Source organism: Achromobacter xylosoxidans, assembly GCF_001457475.1.
In the GTDB taxonomy this organism is placed as follows: Bacteria; Pseudomonadota; Gammaproteobacteria; order Burkholderiales; family Burkholderiaceae_B; genus Achromobacter; species Achromobacter xylosoxidans.
In genome coordinates this window covers 4,648,886-4,663,581 of sequence record NZ_LN831029.1, presented here as the reverse complement: position 1 = coordinate 4,663,581, position 14,696 = coordinate 4,648,886, and the positions used below count along the sequence as shown (strand labels likewise).

The 14,696-nt window shown below is 71.0% G+C and carries 8 protein-coding genes; all 8 read right to left on the bottom strand.

Translation table 11 applies throughout. From position 1 onward, the window contains the following. The 8 genes from glgB to AT699_RS20890 all read right to left on the bottom strand — a co-directional run bounded on the left by glgB (position 1) and on the right by AT699_RS20890 (position 14,651). Positions 1-2,217, bottom strand: a complete 2,217-nt coding sequence (gene glgB / locus AT699_RS20925) for a 1,4-alpha-glucan branching protein GlgB (RefSeq protein WP_024069740.1) — start codon at positions 2,215-2,217, stop codon at positions 1-3. Further along, positions 2,214-5,579 (bottom strand): maltose alpha-D-glucosyltransferase, encoded by a 3,366-nt coding sequence (gene treS, locus AT699_RS20920; protein ID WP_024069739.1) that lies wholly within the window; start codon positions 5,577-5,579, stop codon positions 2,214-2,216. The genes glgB and treS overlap by 4 nt, the downstream gene beginning before the upstream one ends. Positions 5,580-5,601: 22 nt before the next feature. Then, positions 5,602-8,799, bottom strand: coding sequence for an alpha-1,4-glucan--maltose-1-phosphate maltosyltransferase (locus AT699_RS20915; RefSeq protein ID WP_024069738.1), 3,198 nt, complete (start codon positions 8,797-8,799; stop codon positions 5,602-5,604). Positions 8,800-8,808: 9 nt separating this feature from the next. Further along, positions 8,809-10,380, bottom strand: a complete 1,572-nt coding sequence (gene glgA / locus AT699_RS20910; RefSeq protein WP_024069737.1) for a glycogen synthase GlgA — start codon at positions 10,378-10,380, stop codon at positions 8,809-8,811. Positions 10,381-10,569: 189 nt separating this feature from the next. Further along, positions 10,570-11,553: a lysylphosphatidylglycerol synthase domain-containing protein gene (locus AT699_RS20905; RefSeq protein ID WP_006384476.1), complete on the bottom strand. Its 984-nt coding sequence runs from the start codon at positions 11,551-11,553 to the stop codon at positions 10,570-10,572. Then, positions 11,550-12,752 carry a cardiolipin synthase ClsB gene (gene clsB / locus AT699_RS20900; protein ID WP_024069736.1) on the bottom strand — a complete coding sequence of 401 codons (1,203 nt, stop codon included), beginning with the start codon at positions 12,750-12,752 and terminating at the stop codon, positions 11,550-11,552. Before clsB ends, AT699_RS20905 begins: the two co-directional genes overlap by 4 nt. After that, on the bottom strand, positions 12,749-13,504 hold the full coding sequence (locus tag AT699_RS20895; RefSeq protein WP_006384478.1) for an endonuclease/exonuclease/phosphatase family protein: 756 nt from the start codon (positions 13,502-13,504) through the stop codon (positions 12,749-12,751). The genes clsB and AT699_RS20895 overlap by 4 nt, the downstream gene beginning before the upstream one ends. A gap of 61 nt (positions 13,505-13,565) precedes the next feature. Then, positions 13,566-14,651, bottom strand: a complete 1,086-nt coding sequence (locus AT699_RS20890; protein ID WP_006384479.1) for a calcium:cation antiporter — start codon at positions 14,649-14,651, stop codon at positions 13,566-13,568. Between the last annotated feature and the right edge of the window lie 45 nt (positions 14,652-14,696).

Sequence of the window (14,696 nt, the reverse complement as noted above, 5' to 3'; positions counted from 1 at the left end):
TCATTCGTCTCGATGCAGGAAGTAAAGGGTGGATAGCGGCGGCAGCGTCAGCAGCAGCGACTGGGCATGGCCATGCGCCGGTTCGGCGCGCGCCTGCGCCCGGCCAAGATTGCCGGCGCCGGTGCCGCCGTAGCTGCCGGCGTCGGTGTTCAGGATCTCGTCCCAGCGCCCGCCCAGCGGCACGCCGACGCGGTAGGCGGCGCGCGCCACCGGCGTGAAGTTGCTGACCGCCAGCACCTGCGCGGCGCCGTCCGTGCGCAGAAAGGCGACCACGCTGTTATCGGCGTCATCCAGCACGACCCAGGCAAAGCCGGCGGGATCGGCGTCACGGGCATGCAGCGCGGGCTGGGAGCGGTACAGGCGATTGAGGTCGCCGACCAGTCGTTGCATGCCCTTGCGGGCCGGATCGTCCAGCAGGTTCCAGTCGAGCGGAGCGTCATGGTTCCATTCGGCGGCCTGCGCGATCTCGCCGCCCATGAACAGCAGTTTCTTGCCGGGGTGGGCCCACATGTAGCCCAGGTAGGCGCGCAAATTGGCGAAGCGGGCGGTGACGTCGCCCGGCATCTTGTTCAGCAGCGATCCCTTGCCGTGCACCACTTCATCGTGCGAGAGCGGCAGGACGTAGCGCTCGGCATAGGCATAGACCATGCTGAAGGTCAGCTCGCCGTGGTGGTACTTGCGGTGCACCGGGTCTTCGGCGAGGTAGCGCAGCGTGTCGTGCATCCAGCCCATGTTCCACTTGTAATGGAAGCCCAGGCCGCCGTCCGCCACCGGCGCGGTGACCCCGGGCCAGGCGGTGGATTCCTCGGCGATCATCATGGCGTCGGGCACCTCGTCGCGCACGGCCTGGTTGAGGCCGCGCAGAAAGTCGACGGCCTCCAGGTTCTCGCGGCCGCCGTGGCGGTTCGGAATCCATTCGCCGGGACGGCGGCTGTAGTCGCGGTACAGCATCGACGCCACCGCGTCCACCCGCAGGCCGTCGACGTGGAAACGCCGCAGCCAGTGCAGCGCGCTGGCGATCATGAAGCCACGGACCTCGGTCCGGCCCAGGTTGTAGACCAATGTGTGCCAGTCAGGGTGGTAGCCTTCGCGCGGGTCGTCGTACTCGTAGAGCGCGGTGCCGTCAAAGCGGGCCAATCCATGCGCGTCATCGGGGAAGTGGGCCGGCACCCAGTCCAGGATCACGCCGATGCCGGCCGCGTGGCAGCGGTCGACGAAGTGCGCGAATGCCGCCGGCGGGCCGAAGCGCGCGCTGGGCGCGAACAACCCCAGCGGCTGATAGCCCCAGGATCCGCCGAACGGGTGTTCCATGATGGGCATCAGCTCAATGTGCGAAAAACCCATCGAGGCGGCATAGGCGGGCAGCTTGTCGGCCAGTTGCCGCCACGGGCAGCCGCCGTCCGGTGCCAGCCAGGAGCCCGCGTGGACTTCATAGATGGCGATGGGAGCGCCGGGCGCATGGCGTTCGCCGCGCGCCCGCATCCAGTCGTCGTCGGTCCAGGGATAGGGGGCGGCCGCATCCACGATCGAGGCGGTGGCCGGCGGCGGTTCGGCGCGGCGGGCGTGCGGGTCGGCCTTGAAGCGGACCGCGCCGGTGGCGTCGGTGATTGCGAATTTGTAGCGCGCGCCGGCCGCGACGCCCGGCACGAACAGTTCCCAGACGCCGGCCTCGTGGCGCAGGCGCATGCCGTGGCGCCGCGGATCCCAGCTGTTGAAGTCGCCCACCAGCGCCACGCGCCGCGCGTTCGGCGCCCAGACCGCGCAGCGCACCCCGTCCACGCCGTCAACGCTGGCGGGCCGCACGCCGAGCCACGCCAGCGCGGCCCGCCAGTCGCCGTCGCGCAGGCCCTGCAGCGCCTCGGCAGGCAGCAGAGGCCCGAACGCGTACGCGTCGGCGACGCGCTGGCGCGCGTCCGGCCATTCGATGTCCAGTTGGTAGGAATGCCCGGCGCCGGCCCGGGCCAGCCCGGCCGGACCGCTGAACAGGCCATCGCCCTCGTCCGCCAGCAGGAAGCGGGCGCCATCGGGGGCGACCACGGTCACCGAGCGCGCGCCGGGCAGCAGCGCGCGCACACCGCCGCCATGCGGCCCGAGCACGGCGAACGGGTCGTCATGGGCGCCGGCCAGCAGCGCGGCGCGCTGCGCCGCGTCCAGGGCGGCCGGCGCGGGATGCGGGGAGGCGGCGCTGGCGCGCGGGTCGTGGTTGCGGCGGCTCATGGCGTCGGGTCCTCGGCGTCGATCGCCGCGTTCTGCACCAGCGCATGCGCCAGGCCGGACAGCGCGCACAGCGGAATGGAGATCCAGTCGGGGCGGTGGCCGGCCTCGTAGCCGATCTCGTAGGCGGCCTTTTCCAGTTGGGCCAGTTGCAGCAGGGTGCGCCAGGCCGGCGACGGCGCGGTTCCGGCTTCCTCGTAGCCCTGCAGGAAGGCCTCGGTGGCGCGGGCGCGAAAGCGCGCCAGCAACGCATCGCGCAACTGCGCCGGCGAATTCGCGGTGGCGGCGTTTTCCATCGGCGCCGCGTTGGCGTCGGTGGGGGCGCCGCCCAGCGGATCGTGGCGCGCCACGGCGGCGGCCGCGTAGTCGAACGACCGCAGCATGCCGGCCACGTCCTTGGCGGGCGAGGCCAGTTGCCGGCGCAGGGACAGCGGCTGGTCGGGTTCGCCCTCGAAGTCGATCAGGTAGGCATCGGTCTGCGCCACCAGCACCTGGCCCAGATGCAGATCGCCATGGACGCGGATCAGCGGGCTGCCGGCGAGGGCTTGCGCCATGCGCTCGATCCGCGCCACCAGGCGGCCGTGGTGGTCGAACAGCCATTGGGCGCAGGCCCGCGAAGGTTCCTCCAGGCTGTCGACACAGGCGCGCAGCGCCTGGGCGGCCTGATCGAGCTGGCCCACGACGCGCGCGGCGAGGGCATCGGCCTCTTCCTGCGACGCGATGGCCGGGGCGAACGCCGGATCGTCGCTGGGCCGCGCCAGCACCTGGTGCAATTGCGCCAGGCGCCGGCCGATGGTGGCGGCCTGGGTGGCATAGCCTTCCAGGCTGGCTTCGAATTCCTCGGGGCTGTCGCCGCCCAGCAGCGCGGTGGCGAGCGTGCGCTTCAGGTAGTCCAGCGTCCAGTTCCAGGCGTCGCCTTCGTTGGCGATGTAGGCGTACAGCACCGCCAGCGTGCAGGGCACGCCATCGCCGTCCACGCGTTGTATTTCGCCCAGCAGCGCGGGGATGTTGGCATAGCCCGCGCGGGTCAGGTGACGGCTCATCTCGACTTCCGCCGACAGCCCCGGCGGGGCATTGCGCAGCAGTTTCAGGATGGCCTTGCCGCCGATCACCACCGAACTGTTGGACTGCTCGCCGCTGATCCATTGCAGCGCCGGTTCGGCGTCCAGCGCCAGTCCCGTCATGCCGGGTTCGGGCAGGCTGCGGATCACGCCGGGCCGCTCGCCCGGCTTGCCGCCTTGCCGGCCATCCCATTCGCGGCCGTGGCGCAGGGCGTCGACCACCCCCAGCACGAAGCCGGGCTGCAGGAAGGCATCGGCCAGGATGCCGACTTCAGGGCCGCGCCGCACGCGCGCGATCGGGTACTGCACTTGCGCGGCCTCGTCCCAGACCAGCGCGAACGGGATCTGCACCCGCCGCGCGACCGCGGCGTCGGCGGGCTCGGCTTCGGCCCAGTAGTATTCGGTAGTGCCGGCGCCGAAGGATTCGGCCCGGCCGGCGCCGAAGGGCGTGGCGTAGGCCAGCGACGCCCGGGCGGGCGGCGTGGCGCCGGGGAACCAGCGCTGGCGCGCCAGGTATTCCGGCAGCACTTCGGTTTCCAGGGTCTGGCGCGAGCCATCCGTGAGGACGGCGTTGGCATGGCCGCGCAACACCAGCGTGACCAGCTCCGGCATGCGTTCCGGCGCGCTCGCGTGCCAGCCGGGCGGCGCCGCCTCGGCGCTCAGGTCCATCCAGTAAAAGCCGTAGGGCGGCAGCGTCAGCAGGTAGGGCAGCTCGCCGATCGCGGGAAACGGCGTGCCGCCCAGCATCTCCACCGGCACGCGGCCGTTGAAGGCCTGCAGCGGCAGTTCGACCGGCTGGGCGGCGTTGGACAGGTTGGCCACGCACAGGATGGTGGTGTCGCGCCATTGCCGCAGGTAGGCCAGGATCTTGCGGTTGCCGGCCTGGATGAAGCGCAGCGTGCCGCGGCCGAAGGCGTGGGTCTGGCGGCGCTGCGCCAGCATGCGGCGCGTCCAGTTCAGCAGCGAGTGCGGGTCGCGCTGCTGGGCCTCGACGTTGACGGCCTCATAGCCATACAGCGGCCCCATCAGCACCGGCAGCGGCAGCCGTTCGGGGTCGGCGCGCGAGAAGCCGCCGTTGCGGTCGGGCGACCATTGCATCGGCGTGCGCACGCCGTCGCGGTCGCCCAGGTGCACGTTGTCGCCCATGCCCAGTTCGTCGCCGTAGTACAGCACCGGCGTGCCGGGCATCGACAAGAGCAGGCTGTTCATCAGTTCGACCCGGCGCCGGTCGCGTTCCAGCAGCGGCGCCAGGCGGCGGCGGATGCCCAGGTTGATGCGGGCGCGCGGATCGGCCGCGTAGACGCTCCAGAGGTAGTCGCGTTCGCGGCTGGTGACCATCTCCAGTGTCAGTTCGTCGTGGTTGCGCAGGAAGATGGCCCACTGGCAGGTGGCGGGGATGTCGGGCGTCTGGCGGATGATGTCGGTGATCGGAAAGCGATCTTCCTGCGCGATCGCCATGTACATGCGCGGCATCAGCGGGAAGTGGAACGACATGTGGCATTCGTCGCCATTGCCGAAATACTCCTGCGCGTCCTCGGGCCACTGGTTGGCCTCGGCCAGCAGCAGGCGGCCCGGATACTCGCTATCGATCACGGCGCGGATGCGCTTGAGCACCTGGTGGGTTTCGGGCAGGTTCTCGTTGTTGGTGCCCTCGCGTTCGACCAGGTAGGGCACGGCGTCCAGCCGCAGGCCGTCCACGCCCATGTCCAGCCAGTGGCGCATCACCGCCAGCACTTCCTTGAGCACCTGCGGATTGTCGTAGTTCAGGTCGGGCTGGTGCGAGTAGAAGCGGTGCCAGAAGTAGGCGTTGGCCACCGGGTCCCAGGTCCAGTTGGACTTCTCGGTGTCGCAGAAGATCACGCGGGTGCCGGCATAGGCCTTGTCGTTGTCCGACCACACGTAGAAATTGCGCGCCGCCGAGCCGGGCCGCGAGGTGCGCGCCCGCTGGAACCACGGATGCTGGTCGGAGGTATGGTTGACCACCAGCTCGGTGATGACGCGCAGGCCGCGCGCGTGGGCCGCGCGGATGAGCTTGCGCACGTCGGCGACGGTGCCGTAGTCCGGGTGCACGCCGCGGTAGTCGGCGATGTCGTAGCCGTCGTCGCGTCGCGGCGAGGGGTAGAAGGGCAGCAGCCAGATCGTATCGACGCCCAGGTTGGCGATGTAGTCGAGCTTGGAAATCAGCCCGGGCAGATCGCCCACGCCGTCGTCGTTGGAATCGAAGAACGACTTCACGTGCAGTTGGTAGACCACCGCGTCCTTGTACCAAAGGCCGTCGTCCTGGGGGTGGGGTTGGCTGATCATGGGCATGGGCTCCCTGGCGGCGTCAGCCATGACGCGACAGCCGCCAGATGCGATAGGGTTGGTCGGGGGACAACGCCACCTCGTGCTCGCCGCGCCAGGTTTCGCGCTGGCCGGCCAGCAGGTCCTCGGCCACCAGGCCGTCCGGCCAGGGCGGCGCGAACAGCGCGTAGGGCGGCTCGACCCGGGCCGTCTGGGGATGGAACGGATCCAGGCTGATGGCCGCCAGCACCACGTTGCCGTTGCCCGGCGTGGCCTTGGCGAAGGCGATGACGCGGTCGTTGCCGCTTGCCGCCAGCGTCAGGCCGCGGTGGCTCTGCAGGGCGGGGTTGGCCTGGCGCAATTGGTTCAGGCGGGCGATGTCGGCGCGGATGTTGCCGGGCTGGCGCCAGTCGCGCTGGCGCAGCTCGTATTTTTCCGAATCCAGGTATTCCTCCTTGCCCGGCACCGGCGCGGCCTCGCACAGTTCGAAGCCGCTGTAGACGCCCCACAGGCCCGAGCCCAGCGCCGCCAAGGCCGCGCGGATCAGGAAGCCGGGACGGCCGCTGGTCTGCAGGAAGACCGGATTGATGTCCGGCGTGTTGACGAAGAAGTGCGGGCGGAAGAAATCCGCGGCTGGCGCATGCGAGATCTCTTGCAGGTAGGCTTCGAGCTCGGCCTTGTCGTTGCGCCAGGTGAAGTAGGTGTACGACTGCGTGAATCCCACCTTGGCCAGCCGGTACATCATCTTGGGCCGGGTGAAGGCTTCGGACAGGAACAGCACGTCCGGATGGCGCGCATGGACTTCGGCGATCAGCCACTGCCAGAAGGGCAAGGGCTTGGTATGCGGGTTGTCGACGCGGAAGATGCGCACGCCGTGTCCCACCCAGAACAGCACGATGTCGCGCAGCGCGCGCCACAGGCCGAGCTTGCGGGCGCGCTTGGGCGCGGGGCCGTAGAACGCCACGTTGACGATGTCCTGGTACTTCTTCGGCGGATTCTCGGCATAGCGCAGCGATCCGTCGGGCCGCCACGAGAACCAGTCGGGATGCTGGCTCAGCCAGGGATGGTCGGGCGAGCACTGGATGGCGAAGTCCAGGGCCATTTCAAGGCCATGCCGCTCGGCCGCCCTGACCAGCCGCAGGAAGTCCGCCAGGGTGCCCAGGCGCGGTTCGATGGCGTCGTGGCCGCCGGCCGGCGAGCCGATGGCGTAAGGGCTGCCGACATCGTCCGGTCTGGCGCTCAGGCTGTTGTTGCGCCCTTTGCGGTTGGCCTGGCCGATGGGATGGATCGGCGGCAGGTAGAGCACGTCGAAGCCCATTTCGCGGATGTCGGGCAGGCGCGCGATGACGTCATCGAACGTGCCATGCCGGCCGGGCTCGGCCGCCTGCGAACGGGGAAACAGCTCATACCAGGCGGCGTGCACGGCCTGCGGCCGGTCGACCCAGACCGGGTAGATGGCGGACAGCGACTCGAACGGGCGGCTGTCCAGCGTCCGCATGGCCTGGGCCAGGGCGGGGCTGAGCAGCATCTCGATCTGGTCCGCATCGGGTTCGGCCTGGGCATCGCGCGCCGCGCAAAGCTTGAGCGCGCGCTTGATGAGGCCGGCGCCGGCGCCGGGCGGGGCGTCCTGCCCGCCGCGCTGGTCGGCCTCGCGCAGCAGTTGCAGGCCTTCCTCGCGCTCCAGCCGCAGGCTGGCGCCGGCGGCATGCTTGACCTCCAGCTCGTGCCGGTAGCTTTCCCAGGCGTCGTACCAGGCCGCGACCTGGAAGGCGTGGGGCCCGATCCGCCCTGGCCGGAAGGCGGCGTCCCAGCGGTCGTTGGTGGCCAGGGACATCGGCACGCTGTGCCAGGCGGGTTCGTCGTCGGCGCGCCAGCGCAGCTCGGCCGCCAGCCGGTCATGCCCGTCCATGAAGATGTCGGCCTGCACCCGGACCAGTTCGTGCACGCGACATTTGACGGCATGCGCGCCGGCGTCCACCGAGGGCGCGACCTGTTCGATGGCCACGCGCGCTTGCGCGCCGGCGTCATTGCGCAGCATGGCCGCGTTGCGCGGCGCGGCGCATACGGGCAGCGCCGCCGACACGTCGTAGCGGGCGCAGGCCGCGGGCGCCAGCGTGTCATCGGCCGGGGCGTCGTCGCGGGGCTTGATCGCGCCCGCGGGCAGCAGGCCGGCGGCCAGGTCCCAGTCGACGCGCGCGGCGCCCGTGTCGTCGGGATTGAGCGCCAGCAGCACGGCGCCCTGGTCGCCGGTCGCGCGCAGCAGCAAGGTGGCGCCGCCGTCGCGGCCGACGACGATGCGCGGCGGGCCGGCGACATGCGCCTCGCGCAGCCAGGAGTTGACGCGGGCGGCGCCGGCCGCGCGGTCGAGGTCTCCGGCGAGCCAGCCGGCGGCGCAGAACGCCGCCGCCCAGCCCCGGCGGGTGTCGACGGCGGGGCGCTCGGACGTGTCCTCGTCCGGCTCCGGTTCGTCTCCCTCCAGGGCACAGGTGGGGGCGATCACGGGCGCCACCGCATGCAGGCGCTCCAGTTCCTCGGCCAGCCACGGCGCGCGGTAGTCCCACCACGGCAGCGAGCAGAAGACCGCGTCGAAACCCGCGCCGCGCAGGCGTTCCAGCGCCGCGGGCGGCAGGCCCGGGGTCCATGCCAGGCAGCGCAGGTCGCCATTGAGCTGGCGCGACGGTTCGAACAATGCCCGCCAGGCGGGCGCATCGAGCATGGGCGGCGGCTGTACCACGTAGCCGGCCACGCCGCTGCGCGTCCAGCGCAGCAGCCGCGCCGCCCAGGCCTCGATGAAACCCGCGGGCGGGCCGTCGCGCAGCTGCCGCACGTCGTGCTCGCGCCAGGGCAGGCGCGGATCGCGCGCCGGGTCATCGACCGGGTCCTGGTACCAGGCGGCGGGGGCGGTGGCGCCATGGGCCTGGCGGGCCACCCGTTGCAACTCGAGCCGCAGCAGCAGCGCCAAGCCATGGTCCGCGGCGCTGCGGGCATCGCGCGCCAGCCTCGCCGGCAGCGGTTCGGTGCGCCCGTCCGGCGCCGCCGCCAGGTCGGCATCGACCGGGGCCAGCGAGCGCGCGCCGGGCGGGCAGAGCCAGGGAACCGGCACCAGCACCGCCGTGAAACCCTCGTGGCGCAAGCCGGCCAGCAGCGGCTCACGCGCCGCGGCCTCGGCCGGCAGGCCGGCGCGCGCGTAGTAGATGCGCGGCATGTGCGGGTTGCCGGACGAGGAGGAGGGGGCTGCCATGCGCGGCTCCTACAGCGGCGCGGGGGCGCCGAGCGTCGACGCCTGGCGCACGCGCCGCAGTCGCGGCGTGGCGATCTCCGGCAGCGGTTGCGCGCCGCCGGCCAGCGGGGCGGGCGCGTCGCCCGTGAGCGAGCGAAACAGCGCCAGGTACTCCGCCACGGCGGGGCGCCAGCTGAAATCCGCGGTCATGGCGTTGCGCTGCATGGCGCGCCACAAGGTGGCGTGTTGATGCAGATGGAGCGCGCGCGAAATCGCCGCCGCCATGTCCTCGGGCGCGCTGCCGTCGAACAGCACGCCGGTGGCGCCGGCCATGGCGGTCAGCGGTTGCTGCGGTCCCGGGTCCTTGATCGTGTCGGCCATGCCGCCGACCCGCGAGCCGATCGGCAAGGTGCCATACCGCATGGCGTAAAGGGGGGTCAGGCCGAAGGGTTCGAAGCGGCTGCCGTGCAGCAGGATGTCGCCGGCCGCCTGCAGCCGGTGGGCGCCGGCTTCCTCGTAACCAATGCGCACCGCGCAGCGCCCGGGATAGCGCTGGCTCAGGTCCCGCAGCGCGGCTTCGAGGTGGCGTTCCCCCTGGCCCAGCACCGCGACCTGCAGCGCCGGATGGGCTTCCAGCGCCCGCGGCAGCGCCAGCGCCGCCACGTCGGCCATTTTCTGTCCCGTCAACCGGCTGCACATGATCAGCAGCGTGGCCTGCGGGTCTTCGCGCAGGCCGTATTCGCGCTGGGCGGCGGCCTTGCACAGGCGCTTGTTGGCCAGGTCGTCGGGGTGGTAGCGCAGCGGTCCCAGGTGCGGATCGCGCGCCGGGTTCCACAGCTGCGTGTCGATGCCGTTGGCGATCGCGCACAGGTCGGCCGCGCGCTCGCGCAGCACGCCGTCCAGTCCGCAGCCGAATTCGGGGGTCAGGATCTCGCGGGCGTAGCGATGGCTGACGGTGGTGACGCGGTCGGCATAGCGGATTCCCGCCTTCATGAAATTCAGGCGGCCCCAGGCCTGCGCGCCGTCTTCGCCCAGGAATGGCGCGGGAACTCCCAGCAGGGGCGCATCCTCGAGCGCCGCCGGCCCCTGGAAGGCGAGGTTGTGGATCGTCAGGACGCTTTTCACGTCCGTGACGCCCGTGGCGCGCAGCAATAGCGGCGTCAACGCCGCATGCCAGTCATGCGCGTGCACCAGTTCGGGGCGCGGCAGGCCGGGCAGGCCCTGGGCGATGCGCACCGCGGCATGGGCCAGGGCCGCGTAGCGCAGCGCGTTGTCGGCATATTCCTGGCCGTTGTCGTCAAGGTACAGGCCGGCGCGGTCGTACAGCGCGTCGTTTTCCAGCAGCAGGAACGACAGGCCCGACTGCGGGCAGACCCCCGCCAGCAGGCGCGCGTCGCCGCCGGGCAGGCCCGCCAGGTCGGCCACCGGGCGCGCCGGCCGCAGGCGTTGCGCAACGCCGCGATAGGCGGGCAGCAATAGTGTCGGTTGCATGTGCGCCTGGGCCAGCGCGCGCGCCATGCCGGTGATGGCGTCGCCCAGGCCCCCGGTCTTTGCCAGGGGGAACGCTTCTGCCGCCACGATGAGAATTCTTGTTGTCGCCATGCTTGCTCCGGAGTCGGCGGAGGGCCTCGGGAACCGGGGCCATGTCCGCAAGACTCGTCCCTACGCAAGTGGCATGCCCGGCGCCGCGCCGGCGAGAGCGCGCCATGGCCGTGGCCCCTGGCGCCGCCTCCGGTCGTTGCCGGTTGGCGCCAACCCCTTGCGTTACGCCTTTTGTGCCCCTTTTTGTAATCATTGGCCCGACACCGGCTGGGGGTGGCGCCTGCGCCAGCCCAGGCGGATCTCGACCGCGGCAAAGGCCAGCAGGGCCAGGCACAGGGGCGCCAGCGCGTACAGCGCGCGATAGCCGAGCGCCGCGCCCAGCACCTCGGCCGCCGGCAGCCGCGGGGACAGGGCCGCCACGAAGATCGCTTCGGTGGTGCCCAGGCCGCCCGGCACCCGGGTCACCACCGCCGCGAAGCTGGTGCACAGCAGGATGCCCAGCACCATCGGATAGGCGACTTTGCCCTGCAGCAGCACATACATGATGGCGCCCATCAGCATCCACGACAGCCCCGCCGTCACGCTTTGCAGGGCAGCCATGCGTCCCCGCGGCAGCGTCACCCGCATTCCCATCCACGTGGCCGCGCGCCGCGTGGCGCGCGCGCAGACCCACGCATAGGCAATGGCCATCGCCAGCAGCCCCACCCCCAGCAGCCGCAGCATGCCGCCGCCGATTTCCCAGCCCGCCGGCACCACGATCGCGCCGCTGGCGAACAACACGCCGGCCACCCATCCATAGCCGACCCAGTTCGACACCGCCGAGAACAACGCCACCCGCGTGGCGACGGACTTGCGGCAGCCGAGCCGGGCATACAGGCGCAGCCGCGCGCCCAGGCCGCCTACCAGCACGCCCAGGTTCAGGTTCAGCGCATAGCTCAGCATCGCCACGCCCAGCACTTTGGGCCAGGCCAGGGAATGGCCGGTGTAGCGCCGGCCCAGCAGGTCCATGGCCGCGTACGCCAGGTAGGCCGGCGCCACCAGGGCGGCGGCCAGCAGGACCGTATCGCGCGGGATCCGCCGCACGGCCTGCCAGACCTGCGGCCAGTCGACCGAGCTGCCGAAATACACCAGCAGGGCCGCCGCCACTGCCAGCACCACCCAGGGCAGCACCTTCTTGATGCGCGGCCAACGATGCCGGGCCGCGCGCATCAGGCGGGAACGGTACAGGCTCATAACGCCTCGCCTTCGCGCTGGCCGGACTCGTCGAGCGTGCGCAAGCGCGGTTTGTGCGCCGGCAGCGCGCCGGCCCAGGCGGGAAAGCGGCGCAGGAAATGGAACACCACCACGCCCACCCAGAAGCGGCGCAGGCGCCGGCGCGAGCCCGGCCGCATCCGCACCGGCCGGCAGTCCTCGGCGATGAGCCGTTCCAGGCTGGCGCGCAGGCTGGCATTGAGCGCGGCGTCGCGGGCCACCACGTTGGCCTCCAGGTTCAACGCCAGGCTGAGCGGGTCCAGGTTGCTGGATCCCACGGTGGACCAGTCCTCGTCGACGCAGGCGACCTTGGCGTGCAGGGGCCGCTTGCAGTATTCGAAGATCTCGACGCCGGCATCGATCAGATAGTCGTACAGCATGCTGGCCGCCAGCTGCGCCACCAGCATGTCGGGTTCGCCTTGCAGCAGCAGGCGCACCCGCACGCCGCGGCGGGCGGTGCTGGCCAGATCGTGCAGCAGGCGGTAGCCGGGGAAGAAATAGGCGTTGGCGATCAGCACGTCCTGGCGCGCCGCGCGCAGGCCGGCGCGGTAGTAGCGTTCGATATCGGTGGGGTGGCCCTGGTTGTCGCGCACCACCAGGCGGCCGCCGCCATCGCCCGCCGGCATGGGCTCGAGCGGGCCGCGACGCCGGCGACGCGGTCGATTGGCGCCCAGCGCGGCGCGCGCATAGTCCGCGATGTCGGCGGCCAGCGGGCCTTCCACCCGCACCGCGTAATCCTGTTTGGCTTCGGGACCGTAGTCCGGCAGGTGGTCGGCCGAAAAATTGATGCCGCCGACGAATGCGCAGGTTCCGTCCACCGCCACGATCTTGCGATGCATGCGCCGGAACAGGTTGGTCCGCACCCCCAATAGCCGCGGGCGCGGGTCGAACAGATGCACGCGGACGCCCGCGCCGGTCAGAGCCGCCAGGAATTCCTCGGACAATTCATCCGAGCCGTAGCCGTCGGCCAGGATGTCGACGCTGACCCCGCGTCCGGCGGCGGCGATCAGGGTGCGCTGCAGGTCGCGGCCGACCGCGTCGTCGAACAGGATGAAGGTTTCGATCAGCACTTCGCGGGCAGCCGCGTCGACCGCGGCGCGCACCGCGGGAAAATAGGCTTCGCCGTTCTCCAGCAGCGTGTAGCGGTTGCCGCTGCGCCAGCCCAGGGGCGGGGGCGTCATAGCGAGATCTCCGCCGCGATCGGCACATGGTCGGACAGGCGCGACCAGACGCGCGAGGCCAGCGGCACGGGGCGCCAGCCGCGCACGTTGCGCACGTAGATGCGGTCCAGGCGCAGCAGCGGCCAGCGGGCCGGAAAGGTGCGGGCCGGCCGTCCCAGGCGCGACGTGAACACCTCCTGCACCCGGCAGTCGCGCAGCAGGTGGTCCGCCTTCAGGCGCCAGTCGTTGAAATCGCCCGCGATCAGCAAGGATGCGCCGGCCGGCACGTCGCGCGCCACCAGGCGGCACAGGCTGGCGATCTGCTGTTCGCGATGGCGCGCCAGCAGCCCCAGGTGCACGCAGATCGCATGGACGGCGCCGGCCTGCCCGGGGACCTCGAGTTCGCAATGCAGCAGGCCGCGGCTCTCGTGGCCGCCGACACTGACGTCGTGGTTCTCGAAGCGCGCGATCGGATAGCGCGACAGTACGGCATTGCCATGGTGGCCCGCGGGATACACGGCGTTGCGGCCGTAGGCGAAGTCGCGCCACAGCGTGTCGGCCAGGAATTCGTACTGCGATGCCGCCGCTCCGTGGTCGCCTGGATGGCGCGCGGCCATATCCTGGTGTTCGCCCACCACCTCCTGCAGGAAGACCAGGTCGGGCGCCGCCGAGCGCAGCGCTTCGCGCAGGTCGTACAGCATGTAGCGGCGGTTGAAGCTGGTGTAGCCCTTGTGGGTGTTGACGGTCAGCACCGTCAAGGTCATGGCGGACATGGCGTCTCCAGGCGCGGGAATCTTTGCGCCGGAGCAATTCCCGTGCCTGGCGCGGCGGTTCCTACAGTCCCAGGCCCAGCAGCATCAGGAAAGTGCCAAAAAGGACGAAGTGCGTCATACCTTCGATCGCATTGGTCTGGCCGTCGTTCAGATTGATGGCGGCCACCAGCAGGGTCGCCAGCATCATCACGGTCTGCAGCGGCGTCATGGCCATATCGATGCGCTGGCCGGAGAGCAGCGCCATGGCTTCCATGGCCGGCACGGTCAGGATCACGGTGGACAGCGAGGCGCCCAGCGCGATGTTGACCACCGATTGCATGCGGTTGGCCAGCGCCGCGCGCAGGGCGGTCAGCATTTCCGGCGCGGCCGAGATGCCGGCCACGATCAGCGCCACCAGCCCGACCGGCACGTCGATGCCCGCCAGGCTGCGGTTCAGGGAGTGCGACATCAGCTCGGCCAGCGCGCCCACCGCGATGATGCCGGCGGCCATCACGGCAACCGACTGGCGCCGGCTCGGATAGCCGGACGCCGGCAGCGGGCGGCGGGTTTTCTTGTCGGGATAGCTGTAGCTGAAGAAATAACTGTGCGGGCCGGTCTGCATGCGCAGGAATACGCCGTAGAGCAACAGCATCGCCACGATGGTGAAGCCGCTGTAGGCGCGCCAGCCGGCTTGCGGGACGAACTCGGGGATGACCATCGATACCGTCACCGCGGTCAGGATCATCACGCTGTAGGTGCGGGCGGAATCGTCGTTGTAGGCCTGCTCGCCATGCTTGAAGCCGCCGAGCAGCGCGGCCACGCCCAGGATGCCGTTGATATCCAGCATCACGGCCGAATAGATGCTGTCGCGCACCAGCGTCGGCGACGCGGCCCGGGACGAGACGATGGCCAGCACGATCACTTCCACCAGCACCGCCGACAACGTCAGGATCATGCTGCCGTAGGGGTCGCCCAGCTTTTGGGCGATGCGTTCGGCGTGGCGCGCCACGCTCAGCGAAGCCGCCAGGATGGCCGTGACCAGCACGGCCGTCTCGAGCGCGCTGGCGAGCCGGCCGTGATCGCCCAGGCGGGGATCGACCGCGTATCCCGCCACGGCCACCAGGCAGGCCAGCAGCAGGTATTTCTCGGACTGCAGAATGGATTTCATCGGAATCCGGCGGACCGCAATAGCGCCAGCCTAGCATGCCCGCGT